The sequence below is a fragment of the Microbacterium sp. NPDC055903 genome (assembly GCF_053615555.1).
The window spans coordinates 538,916-560,857 of sequence record NZ_JBSHCA010000002.1 but is presented as its reverse complement, the minus strand read 5'-3'; the positions used below and the strand labels follow the sequence as shown (position 1 = coordinate 560,857).

Genomic DNA, 21,942 nt, shown 5'->3' with positions numbered 1-21,942 from the left:
GCCCCGCCGTCATCGAGTCTAGCCCGGGGTCGTTTTCCACGGCCGAGCTCCACGGCGCGTCAGGATCGCACTGTTAGGCTTGCCTTATCAGGGCCTGTTAAAACGTGCTGGCCCCCGATGAAAGGAACATGACTCGATCATGGGATACATCAAGTCGAAGTACCTCGAAGAGCGCGGATTCGTCGTTCTCGACAGCTACAACCAGGCTCTCGACCCCAAGGAGTGGCTGGACGTCGAGTACGTGGACTGGAAGTCCTCCGGCGACACCCGTTTCGCACCGCTCGCCAGTGCGAAGGGCGAGATCGAGTGCAACGGCTTCTGGAACCACAAGCCGCCGCGCACCGACAAGGACGGCGTCTGGATCCCCGCGCAGACGGAGAAGGCGCCGATCCTCACCCGTCGCGCGCAGGAGCCCGGCGCGAACGTGGGCCGCTGCCGCATCATCGAGCTGCAGCCGAACACCTACGGCGACTGCCTCTACAACCTTCACCAGGATGACAACAACCGCCTCAACCCTGACGGGACGGGCTGGGTCGTCCGCGGGTTCTTCAACCTGACGGACGACAAGGACAGCTTCTTCGTCCTTCGCGAGAACCGCACGGATCCCGCCGGTGAGGTGCGCATCGCGCTGCCGGCCGGCGCACAGCTGATCATCGACACGCAGCGCCTCTGGCACGCCGCGACCCATGTCGGCACCGAGCCCCGGTACAACCTCATCACCTCGTGGACGTCCGGTCCTGAGCTGGATGCCTACATCGAGAAGTACCACGGCACCGATCAGGTCGAGAACGTCGCTGTTCCGCAGGACGAGCTCGAGGAGGGCTACCGCGAGCAGGCCCGCAAGGACGCCGCTCGCGCGGCGTACTACGCCGCGAAGGGCCAGCAGGTGAAGCAGGCCATGAGCGAGGCGTGAGCCCGTTCTCCACGAAGGCCCCGACCGGTTCCGGTCGGGGCCTTCGCCGTCGAATCACATCCTTGTGATTTTCCTGTTCATGGGTGAGAATGGCCCTACAACCGCATATTCTCGCCACTTCGTTGGTCCAGGTCGTTGGGGAAGACGCACCTGATGAAACGGAGAGATCATGGCGACGGCTTACGCACGCGGAGTGGTGTTCATCCACTCTGCGCCTCGCGCGCTCTGCCCGCACCTCGAATGGGCAGTGGGACGCGCTATCGGTCGTGCGGTCATTTTCGACTGGTCCGAGCAGCCCGTCCTCGAAGGGGCGCGTCGTGCCGAGTTCTATTGGGACGGTCCGGTCGGTACGGGCGCTGCACTGGCGACCGCGATCCGAGGCTGGGAGCATCTACGCTTCGAGGTCACGGAGGACCCAACGCCCGGCAGCGACGGCGGCCGGTGGCTGCACACTCCCGATCTCGGCATCCACTACGCGCAGACGGACGCCTCGGGCAACATCGTCATCGGCGAGGATCGCATCCGATACGCGATGGAGATCGCGGCGGGCGATGCGATCGAGCTGCAGCGCGAGCTCGACGTCGCCCTCGGCTCGGCCTGGGACGAGGAGCTGGAGCCGTTCCGACACGCGAGCGACGACGCACGCGTGGTCTGGCTGCACAAGGTCGGCTGAGCGCCCAGAAGCTCGAGACGGAGGAGGCGGAAGTACCGGATGCCGGTGATGGATCCCGGACTCTGAGAACCCGTTCCCCGCCTCGCACGAAGAAGGTCCCGCCCCGGTCGAACCGGGAGCGGGACCTTCTTCACATCAGGCGGGTCAGCCGGCGTAGTCCGCGAACGCGACGACCGCGTTGTGCCCGCCGAAGCCGAAGGAGTTGCTGATCACGAGCTGCGGTCCCTCGCCGAGGTCCTGCGGGTCTCCGGACACGCGCAGCGGGATCTCCGGGTCCTGGGTGGTCAGGTTGATCGTCGGCGGCGCGATGCGGTTCTGGATGGCGAGCACGGCGAAGATCGCCTCCAGCGCCCCTGTGCCGCCGAGCAGGTGCCCGGTGGAGGCCTTCGTCGCGGAGACGGGGACGTCGTGGACGCGGTCGCCCATGACGTTCTTGAGGGCGGTGTACTCGTTCGGGTCTCCCACCGGGGTCGAGGTGGCGTGCGCGTTGACGTGCGTGATCTCGTCGGGCGTGCGCCCCGCGGCCTCGAGCGCGAGCTTCACGGCGCGGGTCGCGCCCTCCGGGGCGTTGGCCGTGATGTGGTAAGCGTCGGCCGTCACGCCGCCGCCGACGAGCTCCGCGTAGATCTTCGCGCCGCGCGCCTTCGCGTGCTCCTCGGTCTCGAGGATGAGCACGGCCGCACCCTCGCCCATGACGAACCCGTCGCGGTCGACGGAGTAGGGGCGGGATGCGGTGGCAGGGTCGTCATTGCGACGCGACAGCGCCTGCATGGAGGCGAACGAGGCGATCGTGATCGGGTGGATGGCGGACTCCGTGCCGCCGGCGATGACGACGTCAGCGAGGCCCGACTGCAGGTGCTCGTAGGCGTTCACGAGCGATTCCGTGCTGGATGCGCAGGCGGAGGCGACGGTGCGGGCGAAGGCCCGTGCCGTGAAGTGCAGCGAGAGGTTGCCTGCCGCGGAGTTGGGCATGAGCATGGGCACGGTCATCGGCATGACGCGGCGAGGGCCCTTCTCGCGCAGCGTGTCCCAGGCGTCCAGCAGGGTCCACACGCCGCCGATCCCGGTCGCGAAGTCGACGCCGAGGCGCTCGGGGTCGACATCGGGGGAGCCGGCATCCTCCCAGGCCTCCATCGCCGCGATGAGGGCGAACTGGGAGGAGGGGTCGAGACGCTTCGCCACCGGGCGGGCGAGGACTTCCTCGGGGCGCACGATCGCCTCCGCGGCGAAGGTCACGGGAAGCTCGAGCTCTGCGACCCACTCGTGTTCGAGGGCGCGTCCTCCGGACGCGCCGGCGAGAAGGTTGGTCCAGTTCTCCGGGGCCGTTCCTCCGATGGCGGAGGTGGCGCCGATGCCGGTGACGACGATGCGCTTGGTCATGGGGTGCGGTTCCTTGTCGAGCGGGAGGGTCGAGCGAATGATCAGCAGGAGGCGTCGGATGCCACGCCCCGCGGACGCGGGGGTGGCATCCGTCAGGTCTTACTCCTGGCCGGCGACGATGAAGCTGACGGCGTCGCCGACGGTCTTCAGGTTCTTCACCTCGTCGTCGGGGATCGTGACGCCGAACTTCTCCTCGGCGTTGACGACGATGGTCATCATCGAGATCGAGTCGATGTCGAGGTCGTCGGTGAAGGACTTCTCGAGCGCGACCTCGGAGGCGTTGATGCCGGTCTCGTCGGTGATGAGCTCGGCGAGGCCGGCGAGGACCTCATCGTTGGTGAAAGCCATGGGGTTTTCCTCTTTCTTGCGGGTTGTATTCGGAACCGTGGAACAGTCTAGGCAACCGCGGACGCGGATCAGGGGAGGACGACGACCTGCGCCGCGAAGACGAGACCGGCGCCGAAGCCGATCTGCAGGGCGAGACCGCCGGAGAGCTCTGGGTGCTCGGTCATCAGCCGGTGGCTCGCTAGCGGGATGGACGCCGCGGACGTGTTGCCCGTCGTCTCGATATCGCGCGCGATCACGGTCGTCTCGGGGAGCTTCAGCTGCTTGGCGAACTCGTCGACGATGCGCATGTTCGCCTGGTGCGGGATGAACGCGGCGAGATCGGCCGCATCGACTCCGGCGACGTCCAGCGCCTGCCGCGCGACCTTCGCCATCTCCCAGACGGCCCAGCGGAACACCGTCTGGCCCTCCTGGCGGAGCGTCGGCCAGGGTGCCGTGCCATCGCGGAACTCCGTCAACGTGTGGTTCATGCCCACCGCATCCGCCTTGGAGCCGTCGGAGCCCCAGACCGCCGGCGCGATGCCCGGCGTCTCGCTCGGGCCGATCAGGGCGGCACCGGCCCCGTCGCCGAGGAGGAACGAGATGCTCCGGTCGGTGGGGTCCACGATGTCCGAGAGCTTCTCGGTGCCGATGACGAGCGCGTAGTTCGCCGCGCCGGCGCGGATCAGCGCGTCCGCCTGCGTCACCGCATAGGCGTAGCCGGCGCAGGCCGCGTTGATGTCGTATGCGGCAGCGGGGTTGGCGCCGACGCGGTCCGCGACGATCGCCGAGACCGACGGGGTCTGCTTCGGGTTGCTGATGGTTGCGACGATCACGAGGTCGATCTGCGCCGCATCGATACCGCTGGCGGCGATGGCCTCGCCCGCGGCGTCCGTGGCGAGATCGATCGCATCGGTGTCGGCGACCGCGCGGGCGCGTGTGACGATGCCGGTGCGCTGGCGGATCCACTCATCGCTGGAGTCGATGGGCCCGATGAGGTCCTCGTTGGGGACCGCGTGCTCCCCACGCGCTGCGCCGTAGGCGTAGATGCGGGTGTAGGCGGGGCCGGAAGCCTGGTTCAGGGCGATGCTCACGCGGCTGCTCCGTTCAGCAGCTCCACGGCTGCATCGAGGTCATCGGGGGTCTTGACGGCGACGGTGGGCACTCCGCGGAGGCCTCGCTTGGCGAGCCCGGTCAGTGCACCGGCGGGGGCGAGCTCGATGAGGCCGGAGACGCCGTGCTCCGCGAAGGAGCCCATGCACAGGTCCCAGCGGACCGGGGAGGCGACCTGACCGACGAGCAGATCGATCGCCGTCGCGCCGTCGCGGACGATGGAGCCGTCGCGGTTGGTCCACAGCGTCACCGTCGGGTCGGCCGGGGAGATCTCGTCGACCGCGGCCCTGAGCGTCTCGACGGCCGACGACATGTATCCCGTGTGGAACGCGCCGGCGACCTGCAGCGGGATGACCCTGGTTCCCTTGACCGGCTCGGCGGCGAGCGCCTCCAGCGCGGGCAGCGCCCCGGCGACGACGAGCTGGCCTCCGCCGTTGTAGTTCGCCGGCGAAAGGTCGAGCTCGGCGACCTTGGCGAGGACGACGTCTTCGTCTCCACCGAGGATCGCGCTCATGCCGGTCGGCGTCTGGGCTGCGGCATCCGCCATGGCGCGGCCACGGACGCCGACGATCCGCATGCCGTCCTCGGCGCTGATGACGTCGCTGCCGACGAGGGCGGCGATCTCGCCGACGGAATGACCGGCGATGCCGTCCGCACGGCGACCGGCGCGTTCGGTGAGCAGGTCTCCGGCGATGATCGATGCGGCGACGATGAGCGGCTGGGCGATGCGCGTGTCGCGGATCGTGTCCGCGTCGGAGGTCGTCCCGTGCGCGATGAGGTCGACGTCTGCGGCGGCGGAGAACGCGGCGAGCCGTTCGGCGACGCCGTCCAGCTCGAGCCAGGGGGAGAGGAAACCGGGGGTCTGGGAGCCCTGTCCAGGGCATGCGACGACAATCACCAGACCAGTCTGCCAACGATCAGCCGCAGACGGTGGATGATCTCTTACAAGATTGCCGAGTTCCCTTGTGTGTGGCGTACAGCCCTCAGCGGACGCGACGCGGGTTCGTGCGTCGGCGCGCAGGGTCCGCCGTGCCGATCGAGCCGAGGATCAGAGCGGTCTGCAGGATCAGCGCCTCGCGCGGTCCTGTGGCGTCCCAGCCGATGACCTCGCTCACCCTTTTCAGGCGATAGCGCACCGTGTTCGGATGCACGAACAGCTCCCGCGCGGTCGCTTCCAGGGAGCGCCCGTTGTCGAGATAGCTCCACAGCGTCGTGACCAGGTCGGTGGAGTGCGCCTGGAGCGGGCGATGGATGCGTTCGATGAGCGTCTGCTTGGCGAGAGGGTCCCCAGCGAGTGCGCGCTCGGGGAGGAGATCGTCGGCCTCCACGGGCCGTGGAGCGCCGCGCCATGCCCTGGCGACCGCGAAGCCGGCCAGCGCCGCGCGGGCGCTCTGCCCGGCGTCGACGAGCGCGGCGACGGCAGGGCCGACGACGACGTACCCGGGCCCGAAGGACGGCTCGAGCCGCGCGGCGATCTCGTCGAAGGCGAGCTCGTCGTCGTCTGTCTCCTGTGGTTGCGCGTTGGCTCGCCCGACGACGAGCACGAGCCGCGAGCCCTGCACGCCGACGAGCACGTCGACGGCGAGCTTGCGAGCGGTGCGGCGAACCTGGTCGACGTCGAACTGGGCGGGTGTCGTGCCCACGATGACGCAGACCTCGCCGTGTCCGTGCCACCCGAGGGCCGCGATCCTGCTCGGCAGCTCCTCATCGGCCTCGCCCGTGAGGATGGAGTCGACGACGAGCGCCTCCAGCCGGGCGTCCCACAGCCCCCGGGCCTCTGCGGCGCGGGCATAGACATCTGCGGCGGCGAAGGCGACATCGCGCGAATACAGCAGGATCGCCTCGCGGAGATACTCGCCCTTACCGGCGACGCGCTCCTCGGTGACCTCGACGGTCACACGGATGAGCTGGAGGGTCTGGGTGAGGCTGACGCTGCGCAGCAGCTCTCGCGGGGCGGCGGCGAAGATGTCCGCCGCGATCCACGGGGTCGAGGTCGGGTCGTCGTACCACTGGATGAACGAGGTGATACCAGCCTGGGCCACCAGCCCGACCGCGGAGCGGCGGGCTGGTGGCATGTCGGCGTACCAGGGGAGGGTGTCCTCCAGGCGCTTGATCGTCGCCGTGGCCAGATCGCCGGAGATCCGGCGCAGCCAGGCGAGCGTCGACACCTTGTCCATCGATGCGGGAGACGATCCTGTCACCGCGGACTCAGCTCTCGCCGCCGGCGTTCCCGCTCGTGCCGGCGTTGACGTTGTGCAGGTCGTACTTCTCGATCGCCTGGGCGATGACGGAACGGTCCAGCGTGCCCTTGTCGGCCAGGCCCTGCAGGGCGCGGACGACCATGGACGGTCCATCGATCTTGAAGAAGCGGCGTGCGGCGGCGCGGGTGTCCGCGAAGCCGAAGCCGTCCGCACCCAACGTGTAGTAATCGCCGGGCACCCACTGGCGGATCTGGTCCTGCACGGCGTGCATGAAGTCGCTGGTCGCGATGAACGGTCCTTCTGCAGACGACAGCTTCTGCGTCACGTACGGAACCTTCGGCTCTGCCGCCGGGTTCAGGAAGTTGTGCTCATCCGCGGCGAGGCCGTCGCGGCGGAGCTCCGTCCAGCTGGTGACCGACCATACATCGGCGACCACACCCCAGTCCTCGGCCAGCAGTTGCTGCGCCTCCAGCGCCCACGGGACACCGACACCGGATGCGAGCAGCTGGACGCGGGGACCGTCGCCCTCGCCGACCGAGATGCGGTGCAGGCCCTTGACGATTCCCTCGACGTCGACATCGGCGGGCTCCGCCGGCTGCTTCATCGGCTCGTTGTACACCGTGAGGTAGTACATGACGTCCGGGTCGGGGTGCGAGCCGCCGTACATGCGCTCCAGGCCGGACTGCACGATGTGGGCGACCTCGTACCCGAAGGCCGGGTCATAGGACACCGTGGCCGGGTTGGTCGATGCGAGCAGCGGCGAGTGGCCGTCTGCATGCTGGGTGCCCTCACCGGTCAGCGTGGTGCGTCCGGCGGTGGCGCCGATCACGAAGCCGCGTGCCATCTGGTCACCGGCCGCCCAGAAGGCGTCGCCGGTGCGCTGGTAGCCGAACATCGAGTAGAAGATGTAGATCGGGATCAGCGGCTCGCCGTGCGTCGAGTACGACGTCCCCGTCGCGGTGAACGCGGCGGTCGCGCCCGCCTCGTTGATGCCGACGTGCATGATCTGGCCCTGCGGGCTCTCCTTGTACGCCAGGAGCAGCTCGCGGTCGACCGAGGTGTAGTTCTGGCCGTTCGGGTTGTAGATCTTCGCCGTCGGGAAGTACGCGTCCATGCCGAAGGTGCGCGCCTCGTCCGGGATGATCGGGACGACGCGCTGGCCGAAGCCGTTCACGCGCATCAGGTCCTTCAGCATTCGGACGAACGCCATCGTGGTGGCGACCTCCTGGTTGCCGGAGCCCTTCTTCAGCAGCGCGTAGTCCTTGTCCTCGGGGAGGGCGAAGTCGACGTGCGTGCTGCGACGCTCGGGCAGGAACCCGCCGAGCGTGCGCCGGCGCTCCAGCATGTACTGGATCGTCTCGTCGTTCGCGCCGGGGTGGAAGTACGGCGGACGGTACGGGTCCGCCTCGAGCTGCGCGTCCGAGATCGGGATGTGCATGGTGTCGCGGAACAGCTTCAGGTCGTCCAGCGTCATCTTCTTCATCTGGTGGGTCGCGTTGCGTCCCTCGAAGTGCGGACCGAGGCCGTAGCCCTTGACCGTCTTGGCGATGATGACCGTCGGCTGGCCCTTGTGCTCCATGGCCGCCTTGTAGGCCGCGTACACCTTGCGGTAGTCGTGGCCGCCGCGGCGGAGGTGCCAGATGTCGTCGTCGGAGTAGTCCTTCACGAGCGCCAGGGCGCGCTCGTCGCGGCCGAAGAAGTTCTCGCGCACATAGGCGCCGCTCTCGGCCTTGAAGGTCTGGAAATCGCCGTCGGGGGTGACGTTCATGAGGTTGAGCAGGGCGCCGTCGGTGTCGCGGGCGAGCAGGTCGTCCCACTCACGACCCCAGACCACCTTGATGACGTTCCAGCCCGCGCCGCGGAAGAACGACTCGAGCTCCTGGACGATCTTGCCGTTGCCGCGGACCGGTCCGTCCAGGCGCTGGAGATTCGCATTGATCACGAAGGTGAGGTTGTCCAGGCCTTCGTTCGCGGCGACCTGGAGCTGACCGCGCGACTCCACCTCATCCATCTCGCCGTCGCCGAGGAAGGCCCAGACGTGCGAGTCGGCGACATCCTTGATGCCGCGGTTGGCGAGGTACTTGTTCGTCATCGCCTGGTAGATCGCGTTGATGGGGCCGAGGCCCATCGACACGGTCGGGAACTGCCAGAAGTCCGACATCATCCGCGGATGCGGGTAGGAGGGCAGCCCGTTCGGGGCACCGGACTTCTCCTGGCGGAACGCGTCCAGCTGCGCCTCGGTGAGGCGACCCTCGAGGAACGCACGGGCGTACATGCCGGGGGAGGCGTGTCCCTGGTAGAAGATCTGGTCTCCGCCGGAGGCGTGCTCCTGACCGCGGAAGAAGTGGTTGTGGCCGACCTCGTAGAGCGACGCCGCCGAGGCGTAGGTCGAGATGTGACCGCCGACGCCGATGCCAGGACGCTGCGCGCGGTGCACGGTGATCGCGGCGTTCCAGCGGATCCAGTGGCGGTAGCGGCGCTCGAGCTCCTCGTCGCCGGGGAACTCCGGCTCGTTCTCCGGCGCGATGGTGTTGATGTAGTCCGTGGTCGGGACCATCGGGACGCCGAGGTGGAGATCCTTGGAGCGCTTGAGCAGGCTCAGCATGATCTCGCGGCCGCGGCCATGGCCCTTCGCGTCGACGAGCTCGTCGAGCGACTGCTGCCATTCACCGGTCTCTTCCGGATCGCTGTCGAGGGGGCCCTGGGAGTACGGATCCTGGTCGTGGACGGTCACGGGGAGCCTTTCGTCAAGCTGGCAGGTCTTGCCAAGGAAACGGGAAGCGACACGGGGAGCCTTGTCGGCTCGGCACAACGCGCGCCGGATTCAGCCTAGCCCTCTTCCACGACCCGGGTGCACATCGCGCCGCCGTCGCATTCCCTCTTCGGTGGGCCCTGCCGGGATCGAACCGACGACATCCACGGTGTAAACGTGGCGCTCTACCATCTGAGCTAAAGGCCCTGGTGCCCTCGAGTCTAGCCGGTCGTCGGCACAGCCCCTGGCGCCCGGCGTGCCGCTGCGCTACCGTCTGCTCAAACGCCGTGTGGGGCGGCGTCTGGGGAATCGGGGTATCCGCGATGTCTACTCTGCGGACGTGGTCGGTGACGTTGAGCGCGGTAGGGCTCGTCGGCGGTGGGGGATTCGGCATCGTGCTGAACGTGCTCACCTGGATGCCGTGCGCGGAAGATCAGGGGAGTGCTGTCTGTCTTGCGCTCATGGACAGACCTCCGCATCTCGCGACGATGGGTGCGGTCTGGGTGGTCGGCGTGATCCTCGCCCTGCTCGCGGTCGTCTCGGCCGAGTCGGGGAGGGCGCGTGGCTCGGCCGTGGTGGCCCTGCTGCTGATCCTGACCATGAACGCCATGGTGGAGTACGCGCTCTGGCTGATGCTCGCCGGCGGGCACTGGGACGTGCCTCCCGGCACGGGCTACTTCCAGGCGTGCGCCTTGGTCGTGGCGGGGCTCGTCATCCTGTCCGGTGCGTTCGGAGCCGAGCGGGCGGAGCCCCGCGCCTCAGGCGCTCTCGCCTTCCGGGCGTGAGGGAGCGCCTGATCCGCGGTCTCCACCGGTGGCACGCGCCGGCCAGAGCCGCCGCGGAAGCTCGAACAGCAGGCTCACCGGCATCCGCCTGCCGAGGACGGCTAGGACGGTCGACACGGCGACCGTCGCGGCGAAGATGACGATGAGCGCCACTGTCGGGTTGGAGAGCCCCGCTTTGGCAGCGAGCCAACCGAGTGCGGCGAACACGGGATAGTGCGACGTGTAGTAGATCAGCGAGTACCTGCCGACGAATCGCACCGGTGCGAGCCAACGCACATCGGGGATCGTCGCGGCGATGCGGACGAGGATGAGGATGCCGATCATGGCGGGGATGGCGGCGAGCGGCTGGTACCACAGGCCTCCTCCGCCCTCACGCCCCGCGGCGAGGGCGAGCTGCCCGTCGACGCCCGAGTAGACGGCGATCGCGAGCGGCACGATCGTGAGCACAGCCGCGGTCGGTGCGCTCAGCACGCGGGCATAGCGGTCCCAGTACTTCTCCACGAAGGCGCCCAGGAAGAAGAAGGGCATGAGGTAGAAGAAGCGCTGCAGCAGATGCAGATCGGGGTCGGTGACCACGAACGCGCCGACCAGAGGGAGGACGATCAGCAGCCAGATCGGAATCCAGCGGATCACGAGTGCGATGAGGTAGTACGCCAGCACGAACTGCATGAACCAGAGGTAGGTGTTGAACAGGTCGAGCGAGAAGGCGCCGTCGACGACGAACTCCATCGCCGCGTAGATGAGGGTCCAGACGAGGATCGGCCAGAGGATACGACGGATCTTCCCCCAGACGTACTCACCGGTCGGGCGCTTGAGCGAGCCGGCGACGAGGAGTCCGGAGAGGAACATCAGCATCGGCATCCGGAACGGCGCGAAGAAATCGCTGAGGAAGACGAAGAACTCCGGCAGGTCGCCGATGCGGTACTCGACGGTCTGCGTGCTGTGGTGCAGGATCACCAGGAGGATCGACAGCCCGCGGAGCACATCCATCCAGCCGATCCGGCGGCTGTGCCGTTCCAGCGCAGTGCGGATGTCGCCGCCCCGCCTGGTCGCTGCGGCCTCCGCCCTGGTGCGGGGCGCGGTCTCGTTCGTCTCAGGCGATTCAGGCACGCGGCGAGTATACCCAGCGGTCGCGCCGCGTCCTGGGCGGCACGACCGCTGGGGGATCTCCGCGGGCTACGCCTCCTCGTGCGTGCGCGGATCCGCGTCGAAGAGACGGCCGTCTGCACGGCCGAGCGCGGTGATGGCGTCGATCTCGCCGGCGTCGAGCACGATGGATGCTGCGGCGAGGTTGGCCTGTTGGTGTGCGAGGGAGGCGGCCTTCGGGATCGAGACGACGCCGCGCGCGACGTGCCAGGCCAGCACCACCTGCACGGTGCTCGCGTCGTGCGCTGCGGCGATCTCGGTGAGGACCGCCTCGTCGAGCAGCGCGTCGGCGTGGCCGATCGGGCTCCACGCCTCGGTGAGGATGCCGTGCTCCTGGTGGTAGGCGAGCTGCTCTGTCTGCGGGAAGTACGGGTGCAGCTCGATCTGGTTGACGACAGGCCGAACGCCGGTCTCCGCCTCGATGCGCTCGAGGTGCTCCGGCAGGAAGTTGGAGACGCCGATCTGGCGTACGATCCCGCGCTGCTGGGCCTCCACGAGCGCTGTCCATGCCTGCACGTACTCGCCCTGGGCGGGATTGGGCCAGTGGATCAGGTGCAGGTCGATCGCGTCGAGCCCGAGGCGGTCGCGGCTCTCCTCGATGCTCCAGCGCGCCTTGTCGGCAGGGTGGTGGCGGCCAGGGAGCTTCGAGGTGACGACGATGTCGGCCCGATCGACGGATGAGTCCGCGACGCCGCGACCGACGGCTCCCTCGTTCTCGTAGTTGAACGCCGAGTCCACGAGCCGGTATCCGGATTCGAGTGCGGTCGTCACGGACGCGGCGCCCTCGAGCCCTCGCAGACCGTAGGTGCCCAGCCCGATCGCGGGCAGCGAGAAGCCGTTGTGGGCGGTGAACAGCGGCAGGTCGGTCATGACTCTCCTCCAGGCGGTGTCTTCGTACCGCGACCAGGTTACGCGCGAGAATGGGACGATGCGCTGCCCCTGCTCATCCGGCGACACATTCGATGCCTGCTGCGGTCCTATCCTCGATGGCGCCGCCGCCCCGACGGCGGAGCGCCTGATGCGGTCGCGGTTCACGGCCTTCGAACTCGGCGACGCGGCCCACCTGCTTCGCACCTGGCATCCTTCCACCCGTCCCTCAGCGCTGGGCCTCGATGAGGGCATCACGTGGCGCAGGCTCGACGTCGTCGAGACGGTAGGAGGAGGACCGTTCGACAGGGACGGAGTCGTGGCCTTCGAGGCGTTCTACAGAGAGGGGGCGGTCCGTGCATCGATGCGAGAGCGCAGTCGATTCGTGCGCGAGGGGCGGGAATGGCTCTATGTCGACGGCACGCCGTTCTGAGACGGCGATCATCGTGAACCCGACTGCGACTAGGTTTGAGACGTGAATGCGACTGAACAACAGCAGCGGCTGCTGCTCGACGTGGCCGAACTCGATCGCCGCATCCAGCAGGCCGAGCGCGCACGCACCCAGCCGGCGCACGCTGCGCGGATCAATGAGCTCTCGGCGCTGCGCCAGGAGCAGCTGCGCGAGCTGACCCTGCTCACCGGCTCCCGCGACGACGCCGCCGCCGAGCTTCGCCGTCTGGAAGCCGACGTCGCCGTCGTCGAACAGCGTCGTGCGCGGGACGCCGACCGGCTCGCAGCGTCGACGAACGCCAAGGACGCGCAGGCGCTGGAGCGAGAGCTCGCCAGCCTCGCCAAGCGCACCGGCGACCTGGAGGACCAGGAACTCGAGGTGATGGCGAAGCTCGAGGAGGCGCAGGCCGCCGTGACGGCCCAGCAGGCCGTGATCGACGCCACGACGGCCGAGGGCACGGAGCTGACCGGGCAGGCCAAGGCCGGCATCGCCGCCGCCACCGCGGAGGGCGAACAGCTCGCCCGTGATCGAACGGCGGTCGCGGGCGGTATCGACGCCGCCCTCCTCGCGGAGTACGACAGGCGCGCGACCAGGACGACGGGTGCGGCGCTGCTGCGCCGTGGCACGTGCGAGGGATGCCGGATGGTGCTCTCCGGCACGGATCTGACGGCGATCCGACAGGCACCGGCCGAGCAGGTCGTGTCCTGCCCCGAGTGCGGTTGCATCCTCGTGCGCACCGAGGAATCCGGCCTGTGATCCGCAGGCACGGCACGCGTGGCCGCATCGCCCGCTGAGCGGCGGATCGCGCTCGTCTCCGCCGGCGCGTCCGGCTACACCGTCGTCGAGCTCGGGGCGGACGGTTCTGAAGCGTCCAGACAGATAGTGCCGGCCGAACGCGTCGCGGCCTGGATCGCCGAGACCGAGGGCTCGTCCGCGCCGCGATGGATCCTCCGCAGCGCCCGCCAGGTGTATCCGCGACTTCTCGAAGACGGCGCCATGCTCTCGCGCACCCACGATCTCGTGCTCTGCCACGCGATCCTGCGCGATACGGCACTCGTGGACGCGCCGCTGGTGGCGGACGATCTCTGGAGGGCGGCGTCCGCCGAGCCGACCGCCCCGACGCTCCTCGATGCGCTCGTCGAGGACACCGCCGATCCGGTCGAGGAGATGCTGGCGCAGTACCGCGCCCAGCTGCGCGTGCTCGCGGATGCGCCGGACGGGCGGCTCGCCATGCTGTGCGCCGCGGAGTCCGCCGGCGGGCTGATCGCGGAGGAGATGCGCATCGCCGGGCTCCCCTGGGATGAAGCGGTGCACGACGGCATCCTCGTCGACACGCTCGGTGAGCGCTCTGCGGGCGGGGTGCCTTCGCGGATGGCCGCTCACGCCGAGGAGGTGCGCCGCGCCCTCGGCGACCCGCAGGCGAACCTGGACAGTCAGCAGAAGCTGCTGCGGGCGCTGCACAGGGTCGGCGTGAACGTCGAGTCCACCAGCCGCTGGGAGCTGGCCGAGCATGCCGAGCACCCGGCGATCCCGCCGCTTCTCGCGTACAAGAAGCTGGCGCGGCTGCTCACCGCGAACGGGTGGTCGTGGCTCGCCGAATGGGTGCACGATGGTCGTTTCCGCCCCGTCTACATCACGGGCGGTGTGGTGACCGGACGCTGGGCGTCCTCGGGAGGAGGGGCCCTTCAGCTTCCCCGTGCGCTGCGTCCAGCGGTCCGCGCAGACTCGGGCTGGACGCTCGTCGTGGCGGATGTGGCCCAGCTCGAGCCGCGGATGCTGGCCGCGATGGCATCCGACACGGCGATGGCCGAGGCCGCCAGAGGGCGTGACCTCTACGAGGGAGTGGTCGCCTCCGGTGCCGTCTCCACGAGAGAAGAGGCGAAGTACGCCGTGCTCGGCGCGATGTACGGGGCGACGACGGGCGACAGCGGTCGGCTGGTCCCCCGCCTGCGCAAGGTCTACCCGCGAGCGATGAAGCGCGTCGACGAAGCGGCGCGCACGGGGGAGGACGGCGGAGTGGTCTCGACATGGCTCGGACGCAGCTCCCCTCCGCCGGATGCCGGCTGGCGCACGCAGCAAGCCGCAGCGAGCGGGGCTGACGCCACGGCCGCTCAGGTCAAGGAATCGCAGCGCAGGGCGCGGGAACGCGGCCGGTTCACACGGAACTTCATCGTTCAGGGCACGGCGGCGGAGTGGTCGCTGATCTGGCTCGCGGAGATCAGGCATCGTCTTCGGGCCCTTCCCGAAGCGGATCGTCCTGCACCGGCATCCGGAGTCTTCGCGCGGCAGGCACACCTCGCCTTCTTCCTGCACGACGAGGTGATCCTGCACGTACCGGAGGAGCTGGCCGACCGAGCGGCTGACGCGGTGCGCGAGGCGGCGATCGTCGCGACGCGCCGTATGTTCGGAGGATTCGCGATCGATGTGCCCTTGGACCTGAAGATCGCCCGCACCGCGGAGAAGTAGACTGGACAGGCGAACGGGCCGACCGGACGGTCGCGTGGCGGGAGACCGCACCGAGGAACGTCCGGGCTCCACAGGGCAGGGCGGTGGGTAACACCCACCCGGAGTGATCCGCGAGAAAGTGCCACAGAGAGCAGACCGCCCCGCAGCATCCCTCGCTCGTCGAGGGATCGGGGTAAGGGTGAAAGGGTGGTGTAAGAGACCACCGGGAGCCGTGGTGACACGGCTCGCCAGGTAAACCTCGCCCGGAGCAAGGCCAGACAGAGGATGCCGACGCGGCTCGCCGAGTCCTCGGGTAGGCCGCTGGAGCGGCACGGCAACGTGTCGCCGAGAGAGATGACCGTCGAAGGGACGCCCGAGAGGGCCCCCGGAACAGAACCCGGCGTACAGGTCGCCCCCTTCGCACCAGACGAGTAAGGCCCCGGTCCACGGACCGGGGCCTTACTCGTCTGGTGGAGGCGGCTCAGTCGCCGGCGAGCGAGGCCGCGCCGATGATGCCGGAGTTGTTGCGGTGGATCGCGGGCACGATCGGGGTCTTCAGATCCAGCAGCGGCAGGAAGTCGCTGGCGTTCTTCGACACGCCGCCGCCGACGACGAACAGGTCGGGGCTGAAGAGGAACTCGATGTGGGAGTAGAACGCCTGCAGGCGCTCCGCCCATTCGCCCCAGCTGAGGCCTTCGCGCTCGCGCGCCGACGTGGCGGCCCACTGCTCGACGGACGAGAACGCGCCGAAGTTGAGGTGGCCGAGCTCGGTGTTCGGCACGAGGATGCCGTTGTAGAGGAACGCGGAGCCGATGCCGGTGCCGAGCGTCGTCATGAGGGTGAGCCCGATGACGTCCCGCGCCGCGCCGTGGCGGGCCTCGGCGACGCCCGCCGCATCCGCGTCGTTGACGAAGACGATGTTGCGGCCGAGGCCGTCGCGGAAGAACTGCTCGGCGTCGAAGTCGATCCATTCCTTGGATACGTTCGCCGCGGAGAGGGTCTTGCCGCGCTTGACGATGGCGGGGAAGGCGACGCCGAGCGGCAGGGTGGACTCGTGCACATCGAGGGTCTTCAGCACCGTCTGCACGGCAACGAGGACGTCCTGCGGGGAGGCTCCCTCAGGGGTGGGGACGCGCACCCTGTCGGATGCCATCGTCCCATGCTCGAGGTCGACGATTCCCGCTTTGATTCCTGTGCCGCCGATGTCGACGCCGATCGCTTTTGCCATGGGCAATAGCCTAGCGAGAGCCTGAGGCGACAGTAGGATCGTGACAGACGCTTACGAAGGGATCCGCGATGCCGGACAGCGAACGCAAGTACTGGTACAACTCGGTGAGCGGTGAGGTGGAGTTCGGGATGATCTCTCCTTCGCCGGACCGGGTCGGACCCTTCGACACCGAGGCGGAGGCCGCCGCGGCCCCCGAGCTGCTCAAGAAGCGCTCGGCGGCATGGGCGGATGAAGAAGCAGCAGAAGACGGCTGGGGAAACTGAGGCATGGACAAGCAGAGAGACTTCGTGCTGCGCACGATCGAGGAGCGCGGCGTCAAGTTCGTCCGGCTCTGGTTCACGGATGTCATCGGAACGCTCAAGTCGGTGGCGATCGCCCCGGCGGAGGTCGAGGGTGCGTTCGCGGAGGGCATCGGCTTCGACGGATCGGCGATCGAGGGCCTCACCCGCACCTCGGAGTCGGATCTGCTCGCGCAGCCGGATCCGACCACGTTCCAGATCCTGCCCTGGCGCGGAGAGATCGATCCGACGGCGCGGATGTTCTGCGATCTGACCACTCCGGACGGTCAGCCTGCCGTCGCCGACCCCCGGCACGTCCTGAAGCGGACCCTCGCGAAGGCGGCTGATGCGGGCTTCACCTTCTACACGCATCCGGAGATCGAGTTCTACCTGCTGAAGTCCTCCTCTTACGGGCCCGAAGGCCCGGTGCCCGTCGACTCGGCCGGCTACTTCGACAACGTGCCGGGCGGCACGGCGCACGACTTCCGGCGCCGGTCGGTGCGGATGCTGGAGGACCTCGGCATCTCCGTGGAGTTCAGCCACCACGAGGGCGGACCTGGCCAGAACGAGATCGATCTGCGCTATGCGGACGCCCTCACCATGGCGGACAACGTGATGACCTTCCGCACGGTGATCAAGGAGGTGGCGATCGAGCAGGGCGTCTACGCGACGTTCATGCCGAAGCCCCTCAGCGGGCACCCCGGCAGCGGCATGCACACGCACATGTCGCTGTTCGAGGGGGAGCGCAACGCCTTCTACGAGGAGGGGGCGAAGTATCAGCTCTCCCGGACGGGTCGGCAGTTCATCGCTGGCCTGCTGCGCCACGCGAACGAGATCGCAGCGGTGACGAACCAGTTCGTGAACTCCTACAAGCGGCTCTGGGGCGGCGACGAGGCCCCGAGCTTCGTCACCTGGGGCCACGCGAACCGCTCCGCGCTCGTGCGCGTTCCGATGTACAAGCCCAACAAGGGCGGCTCCTCGCGGATCGAGTACCGCGGCCTCGACTCGGCGGCCAACCCTTACCTGGCGTACGCGTTGATGCTGGCGGCGGGCCTCAAGGGCATCGAGGAGGGCTACGAGCTGCCGCCCGAGGCCGAGGACAACGTCTGGGCGCTCAGCGACGCCGAGCGCCGCGCCCTCGGCTACGCCGCCCTGCCGGCGAGCCTCGACCACGCCCTGGAGTACATGGAGGCGTCCGAACTCGTCGCGGAGACGCTCGGCGAGCAGGTCTTCAACTACGTCCTGCGCAACAAGCGCAAGGAGTGGGAGGCGTACCGCGGTCAGGTCACGCCCTTCGAGTTGAAGAGCAACCTCGAACTGCTCTGATCCTCGATGGCCAGACCGCACGACTCCGTCTCTCTCTCGGCACTCGCGCGACTGGGCTTCACGGAGCTGAGCCCTGCGTCGGCGGCGCTGGATGAGCTGTCCGAGCTCACCGGTGTCGACCGCGCGGTGCTCGTCGATGACGCCGCCGCTGCCGATCCGGATGCGGCACTGAACGCACTCGTCCGCATCGCGCGCAAGGATGCCGGCGAGGTCGCGAGGCTGCTCGGGCAGCCGCGCACACGCGCCTCGGCGTGGCTGATCTTCGGTGCGTCGACGGGGCTCGCGGACTTCTTCTACCGGCATCCGCAGGAGCTGGCCGTGCTCGCCGAGTCGAACGCGGTCGTGCCGAGCGCCGCACGACTGCGGGAGCGGATGCTCGCGGCCGTGGGCGCCGAGGACGGTTTCGCCGCACTGGGCGACGAGTCGGCCTGGGTGCGGCTGCGCATCGCGTACCGGCTCGAGCTGGCCAGGATCGCGGCGGCCGATCTGGGGGACCCTGAACCGGCCGCGCTGATCCCCGCCGTATCCGCGGCCCTCGCCGATGCAGCGGGCGCAGCCTTGGAGGCCTCGCTCGCGGTGGCGCGCACCCGCGTCGCCGGAGCCGTCGCCCGCGACGCGGTCGCGGCAACGCAACTCGCGATCATCGGCATGGGCAAGGCGGGCGCTCGCGAGCTGAACTACGTCAGCGACGTCGACGTCATCTTCGTCGGAGGGTCATCCGATGAGGATGTCGTCGATGAGGCGAAGGCCATCGACATCGCGACGCGGCTCGCCCGTGAGACGATGCGGGGTCTGTCGGGCATCGAGACCGAGCCGCCGCTGTGGGAGGTTGACGCCAATCTCAGGCCGGAGGGGAAGCAGGGGGCGCTGGTCCGTTCCCTCGGCTCGCACCTGGCGTACTACGACCGCTGGGCGAAGAGCTGGGAGTTCCAGGCGCTGCTGAAAGCTCGACCGCTCGCTGGGGACCCCGCCCTCGGTGCGGCATACATCGACGCCGTGCAGCCCAAGGTGTGGTCCAGCGCCGCCAGGGAGAACTTCGTCGACAGCGTGCAGCGGATGCGTGAGCGCGTCATGGAGCACATCGACCCCGCTGACGTGCCGTACCAGATCAAGCTCGGCCAGGGGGGCCTGCGCGACGTGGAGTTCACGGTGCAGCTCCTGCAGCTGGTGCACGGCCTCACGGATCCGACGATCCGCACGCGGGGAACCCTGGAGAGCCTGGACGCCCTCGTCGGCGGCGGTTACATCGGTCGCGCGGATGCGGCGGCGTTCGCCGCGGACTATCGCACGCTGCGGCTGCTGGAGCATCGCCTGCAGCTCAAGGACCTCGCCCGCACCCACCTGATGCCGCGCACGCCGGAGGGGCTCCGTGTGCTGGCGCGTGCGAGCGGGCTCGCCGACTCCGGAGACGAGATCTGGGAGCTGTGGGAGCGGATCAGACGCGAGGTGCGCGACATCCACACCCGCCTCTTCTACCGCCCGCTGCTGACAGCGGTGGCGTCGCTTCCGGAGGAGGAGCGCAGCCTCTCCACGGAGCAGGCGCATGACCGCCTCGCCGCGATCGGCTTCCGTGATCCGGCAGGGGCGCTCAGGCACATCGGGGCGTTGACCGGCGGCATCAGCCGGAAGGCGACGATCCAACGTCATCTCATGCCGGTGATGGTGCGCTGGTTCGCCGACGGCACCGATCCCGACTACGGTCTGATCGCCTTCCGTCGCATCAGCGAGCGGTTGGGTGATACACCGTGGTTCCTGCGAATGCTGCGCGATTCGTCCGGCGCGGCCGAGAGCCTCACCAGACTGCTCTCCAGCTCCCGCTACGTCGGAGAGCTGATGGAGTGGATCCCCGAGTCCGTCGCCTGGCTGGACAGCACGGGCTCGCTCCGGCCCAGGGGGGCCGCGGCCCTCGACGAGGAAGCCAGGGCGATCAGCACCCGGCACGATGGCACGGTCGAGGCGATGCGCGCGGTCCGGGGCCTTCGGCGCCGTGAGCTGCTCCGCACCGCCATGGGAGCGGTGCTCGATGTGCTGACGATCGAGGAGATCGCGACAGCGCTCAGCGAGATCACCTCGGCGACGATCCAGGCGGGGCTTCGCGTGGTCCGTCGCGAGATCGTGCCCGTCGAGGACGACGCCCTCGATTTCGCCATCATCGCCATGGGCCGCTTCGGGGGCGCGGAGCTGGGCTTCGGCTCGGATGCGGACATCCTCTACGTCTACGACGCCAACGGCATCGATCCGCAGCGCGCGCAGACGTTGTCCACGAGGCTCGTCAACGGGCTGCGCGATCATCTCGCCGACCAGCGCGTTCCTCTCGACCTGGACGCCGACCTGCGTCCGGAGGGCCGCAACGGTCCCGTGGTGCGTTCGTTCGACGCCTACGCGGAGTACTACCGGCGCTGGTCGCTGTCGTGGGAGGCGCAGGCGCTCCTGCGGGCGCGCGGCGTCGCGGGGAGCATGAAGCTCATCGCGCGGTTCACCGAGCTCGCGGACGGCATCCGATATCCGGTGGATGCCGATCCGCAGGGCCTCAGGGAGATCAAGCGCATCAAGGCGCGTGTGGAGGGCGAACGGCTCCCGCAGGGGGCCGATCCACGGCGGCATCTGAAGCTCGGCCCCGGTTCGCTCAGCGACGTCGAATGGCTCGTCCAGCTTATCCAGCTTCAGCATGCCGCTGTCGTTCCTGCGCTGAGGACGACGTCGACGCTGAGCGCGCTGGACGGTGCGGTCGAGGCTCAGCTCGTGCCCGAGGCTGCGGCCGAGCTCCTCCGCGAAGCGTGGCGACTCGCGAGCCGCCTGCGGTCGGCGATCACGCTGTTGACAGGTCAGACCAGCGACGTGCTGCCGTCCGACCGGCGGCAGCTCGACGGCATCGGCAGGCTCCTCGGCTATCCCGATCGATCGGCGAGCGCCGTCGAGGAGGACTACCTCGGAGTCACCCGCCGGGCGCGCCGCGTCTTCGAGCAGCTGTTCTACGGGTAGTTGTCATATCGCGATGGCTCGTCCACGCTGAGGAGTATGAGCGTGAAGTCGATCGGTGTCGTCTGGAATCCCTCCAAGGTCTCTGAGGAGGAGCTTCGGACGGCGGTAGGCGAGTGCTTCGGAGACGACGTCGCGTGGTGGGAGACGAGCGTCGACGACCCCGGTTTCGGCATGGCCGAGGAGGCGGTCGCTGCGGGCTGCTCGACGGTGATCGCGGTCGGCGGCGATGGGACGGTGCGAGCGGTCGCAGAAGCCCTGGCTGGCTCGGAGGCGGAGATGGGCATCGTTCCCCAGGGGACGGGGAATCTCCTCGCGAGGAACCTGGAGATCCCGCTGAACGACATGCCCGCCGCGTTGCGGCGCATCCGGGAGGCGCAGGCCGCCCCGATCGACCTCGGCTGGGTGACCGTGGACGGACGCGAACGTGCCTTCGCGGTCATGGTCGGATTCGGGATCGACGCGCAGATGCTCGTCGAGACGGACGACGATCTCAAGGACAGAGCCGGATGGCTCGCGTACGTCGAGGCGATGGGCAGGGCGCTGGCCGGTACCGAGATGACGGAGATGAAGCTCCGACTCGACGGTGGTGAGGTGGAGGAGCTCCGTGGCCACACCATGCTGATCGGGAACTGCGGCATGGTGCAGGGCGGGATCCGACTGCTCCCGGATGCGGTGCTGGACGACGGGCGGTTGGACATGCTGCTCGTCAGCTCCGAGGGCGCCCTGCAATGGCTCGACACCGTGCGCTCCGTGGTCTGGGACAACGGCATCCGTCGACTGTTCGCCGCCGGAACCGGCGCGGTGAGCACCCAGTCGACGAGCCACCTCTCGGCGCAGCGCATCGACGTGGAGCTGGGCACGCCGCTCGGCTTCGAGATCGACGGCGAGGAGCTCGGCGAGGTCACCTCCTTCTCGGTGCGGGTGCAGCCCGGCGCGGTGCGCGTGCGCTGAACCCAAGGGTGTCGCGGCGTCGGCGTCAGCATCCGAACACGCCCACGCGCCAGCGACGACGATGCACAACCGATCCACTTGACGATGTCGGACCCGTACCCGGCGCGGTGCGGGAGACCTGCTTCCT

Annotated in this window: 19 protein-coding genes, 1 tRNA gene and 1 other RNA gene; 11 read left to right on the top strand and 10 right to left on the bottom strand. The window is 68.8% G+C overall.

Annotated elements, in window-relative coordinates:
• Positions 1-139: 139 nt before the first annotated feature.
• Positions 140-913: a hypothetical protein gene (locus tag ACWGJP_RS12100; RefSeq protein ID WP_452330030.1), complete on the top strand. Its 774-nt coding sequence runs from the start codon at positions 140-142 to the stop codon at positions 911-913.
• Positions 914-1,082: 169 nt separating this feature from the next.
• Complete coding sequence (locus ACWGJP_RS12095) at positions 1,083-1,586, top strand: DUF3145 domain-containing protein (RefSeq protein WP_452330029.1); 504 nt, start codon at positions 1,083-1,085, stop codon at positions 1,584-1,586.
• A 144-nt stretch (positions 1,587-1,730) separates the two neighbouring features.
• Here ACWGJP_RS12095 and ACWGJP_RS12090 read toward each other — a convergent pair whose 3' ends face one another.
• The 7 genes from ACWGJP_RS12090 to ACWGJP_RS12060 form a co-directional block, all read right to left on the bottom strand.
• Positions 1,731-2,966, bottom strand: a complete 1,236-nt coding sequence (locus tag ACWGJP_RS12090) for a beta-ketoacyl-[acyl-carrier-protein] synthase family protein (protein WP_452330028.1) — start codon at positions 2,964-2,966, stop codon at positions 1,731-1,733.
• Positions 2,967-3,065: 99 nt separating this feature from the next.
• Positions 3,066-3,314: an acyl carrier protein gene (locus ACWGJP_RS12085; protein ID WP_017830435.1), complete on the bottom strand. Its 249-nt coding sequence runs from the start codon at positions 3,312-3,314 to the stop codon at positions 3,066-3,068.
• Positions 3,315-3,382: 68 nt separating this feature from the next.
• Positions 3,383-4,384 (bottom strand): beta-ketoacyl-ACP synthase III, encoded by a 1,002-nt coding sequence (locus ACWGJP_RS12080; RefSeq protein WP_452330027.1) that lies wholly within the window; start codon positions 4,382-4,384, stop codon positions 3,383-3,385.
• Positions 4,381-5,301: an ACP S-malonyltransferase gene (locus ACWGJP_RS12075; RefSeq protein ID WP_452330026.1), complete on the bottom strand. Its 921-nt coding sequence runs from the start codon at positions 5,299-5,301 to the stop codon at positions 4,381-4,383. Before ACWGJP_RS12075 ends, ACWGJP_RS12080 begins: the two co-directional genes overlap by 4 nt.
• An 85-nt stretch (positions 5,302-5,386) precedes the next feature.
• Positions 5,387-6,580 carry a PucR family transcriptional regulator gene (locus ACWGJP_RS12070; protein ID WP_452330025.1) on the bottom strand — a complete coding sequence of 398 codons (1,194 nt, stop codon included), beginning with the start codon at positions 6,578-6,580 and terminating at the stop codon, positions 5,387-5,389.
• Positions 6,581-6,611: 31 nt separating this feature from the next.
• Entirely contained in the window at positions 6,612-9,338 is a 2,727-nt protein-coding gene (gene aceE / locus ACWGJP_RS12065; protein ID WP_452330024.1) for a pyruvate dehydrogenase (acetyl-transferring), homodimeric type, read from the bottom strand.
• Positions 9,339-9,490: 152 nt separating this feature from the next.
• A tRNA-Val gene (locus ACWGJP_RS12060) sits at positions 9,491-9,563 on the bottom strand.
• Between the two features lie 116 nt (positions 9,564-9,679).
• Between ACWGJP_RS12060 and ACWGJP_RS12055 the strand changes: the two genes are divergently transcribed.
• Complete coding sequence (locus tag ACWGJP_RS12055) at positions 9,680-10,141, top strand: hypothetical protein (RefSeq protein ID WP_452330023.1); 462 nt, start codon at positions 9,680-9,682, stop codon at positions 10,139-10,141.
• On the opposite strand, the gene ACWGJP_RS12050 is transcribed toward ACWGJP_RS12055, so the two are convergent.
• Both ACWGJP_RS12050 and ACWGJP_RS12045 read right to left on the bottom strand, forming a co-directional pair.
• Positions 10,115-11,251 carry an acyltransferase family protein gene (locus ACWGJP_RS12050; RefSeq protein WP_452330022.1) on the bottom strand — a complete coding sequence of 379 codons (1,137 nt, stop codon included), beginning with the start codon at positions 11,249-11,251 and terminating at the stop codon, positions 10,115-10,117. The two genes, ACWGJP_RS12055 and ACWGJP_RS12050, sit on opposite strands and share 27 nt — an antisense overlap.
• A 66-nt stretch (positions 11,252-11,317) precedes the next feature.
• On the bottom strand, positions 11,318-12,157 hold the full coding sequence (locus ACWGJP_RS12045) for an aldo/keto reductase (protein ID WP_452330021.1): 840 nt from the start codon (positions 12,155-12,157) through the stop codon (positions 11,318-11,320).
• On the opposite strand from ACWGJP_RS12045, the gene ACWGJP_RS12040 reads away from it, so the two are divergent.
• The 4 genes from ACWGJP_RS12040 (at position 12,156) to rnpB (ending at position 15,471) form a co-directional block, all read left to right on the top strand.
• Positions 12,156-12,587: a YchJ family protein gene (locus tag ACWGJP_RS12040; RefSeq protein WP_452330020.1), complete on the top strand. Its 432-nt coding sequence runs from the start codon at positions 12,156-12,158 to the stop codon at positions 12,585-12,587. The genes ACWGJP_RS12045 and ACWGJP_RS12040 overlap by 2 nt on opposite strands.
• 42 nt (positions 12,588-12,629) lie before the next feature.
• Positions 12,630-13,361, top strand: coding sequence for a zinc ribbon domain-containing protein (locus ACWGJP_RS12035; RefSeq protein WP_452330019.1), 732 nt, complete (start codon positions 12,630-12,632; stop codon positions 13,359-13,361).
• An 18-nt stretch (positions 13,362-13,379) separates the two neighbouring features.
• Positions 13,380-15,071 carry a bifunctional 3'-5' exonuclease/DNA polymerase gene (locus ACWGJP_RS12030; protein ID WP_452330018.1) on the top strand — a complete coding sequence of 564 codons (1,692 nt, stop codon included), beginning with the start codon at positions 13,380-13,382 and terminating at the stop codon, positions 15,069-15,071.
• A 14-nt stretch (positions 15,072-15,085) separates the two neighbouring features.
• An RNA gene (rnpB, locus tag ACWGJP_RS12025) (RNase P RNA component class A) lies at positions 15,086-15,471 on the top strand.
• A 60-nt stretch (positions 15,472-15,531) separates the two neighbouring features.
• Here the strand turns inward: rnpB and ppgK are convergent.
• Entirely contained in the window at positions 15,532-16,278 is a 747-nt protein-coding gene (gene ppgK / locus ACWGJP_RS12020; RefSeq protein WP_452330017.1) for a polyphosphate--glucose phosphotransferase, read from the bottom strand.
• A 68-nt stretch (positions 16,279-16,346) separates the two neighbouring features.
• Between ppgK and ACWGJP_RS12015 the strand changes: the two genes are divergently transcribed.
• The 4 genes from ACWGJP_RS12015 to ACWGJP_RS12000 are packed head-to-tail and all read left to right on the top strand — an operon-like array spanning position 16,347 to position 21,815.
• Positions 16,347-16,541, top strand: a complete 195-nt coding sequence (locus ACWGJP_RS12015) for an SPOR domain-containing protein (protein WP_452330016.1) — start codon at positions 16,347-16,349, stop codon at positions 16,539-16,541.
• A 3-nt stretch (positions 16,542-16,544) separates the two neighbouring features.
• Positions 16,545-17,882, top strand: coding sequence for a glutamine synthetase family protein (locus tag ACWGJP_RS12010; RefSeq protein WP_452330015.1), 1,338 nt, complete (start codon positions 16,545-16,547; stop codon positions 17,880-17,882).
• Between the two features lie 6 nt (positions 17,883-17,888).
• Positions 17,889-20,864 (top strand): bifunctional [glutamine synthetase] adenylyltransferase/[glutamine synthetase]-adenylyl-L-tyrosine phosphorylase, encoded by a 2,976-nt coding sequence (locus tag ACWGJP_RS12005; protein WP_452330014.1) that lies wholly within the window; start codon positions 17,889-17,891, stop codon positions 20,862-20,864.
• A gap of 36 nt (positions 20,865-20,900) precedes the next feature.
• Positions 20,901-21,815, top strand: coding sequence for a diacylglycerol/lipid kinase family protein (locus ACWGJP_RS12000; protein ID WP_452330013.1), 915 nt, complete (start codon positions 20,901-20,903; stop codon positions 21,813-21,815).
• Positions 21,816-21,942: the final 127 nt, after the last annotated feature.

Coding starts and splice junctions, on each gene's coding strand:
- ACWGJP_RS12070 (WP_452330025.1), bottom strand. CDS start 6,580: ATGGACAAGGTGTCGACGCTCGCCTGGCTGCGCCGGATCTCCGGCGAT.
- ACWGJP_RS12100 (WP_452330030.1), top strand. CDS start 140: ATGGGATACATCAAGTCGAAGTACCTCGAAGAGCGCGGATTCGTCGTT.
- ACWGJP_RS12095 (WP_452330029.1), top strand. CDS start 1,083: ATGGCGACGGCTTACGCACGCGGAGTGGTGTTCATCCACTCTGCGCCT.
- ACWGJP_RS12015 (WP_452330016.1), top strand. CDS start 16,347: ATGCCGGACAGCGAACGCAAGTACTGGTACAACTCGGTGAGCGGTGAG.
- ACWGJP_RS12055 (WP_452330023.1), top strand. CDS start 9,680: ATGTCTACTCTGCGGACGTGGTCGGTGACGTTGAGCGCGGTAGGGCTC.
- ppgK (WP_452330017.1), bottom strand. CDS start 16,278: ATGGCAAAAGCGATCGGCGTCGACATCGGCGGCACAGGAATCAAAGCG.
- ACWGJP_RS12040 (WP_452330020.1), top strand. CDS start 12,156: ATGACTCTCCTCCAGGCGGTGTCTTCGTACCGCGACCAGGTTACGCGC.
- ACWGJP_RS12005 (WP_452330014.1), top strand. CDS start 17,889: ATGGCCAGACCGCACGACTCCGTCTCTCTCTCGGCACTCGCGCGACTG.
- ACWGJP_RS12085 (WP_017830435.1), bottom strand. CDS start 3,314: ATGGCTTTCACCAACGATGAGGTCCTCGCCGGCCTCGCCGAGCTCATC.
- ACWGJP_RS12090 (WP_452330028.1), bottom strand. CDS start 2,966: ATGACCAAGCGCATCGTCGTCACCGGCATCGGCGCCACCTCCGCCATC.
- ACWGJP_RS12000 (WP_452330013.1), top strand. CDS start 20,901: ATGAGCGTGAAGTCGATCGGTGTCGTCTGGAATCCCTCCAAGGTCTCT.
- ACWGJP_RS12045 (WP_452330021.1), bottom strand. CDS start 12,157: ATGACCGACCTGCCGCTGTTCACCGCCCACAACGGCTTCTCGCTGCCC.
- ACWGJP_RS12010 (WP_452330015.1), top strand. CDS start 16,545: ATGGACAAGCAGAGAGACTTCGTGCTGCGCACGATCGAGGAGCGCGGC.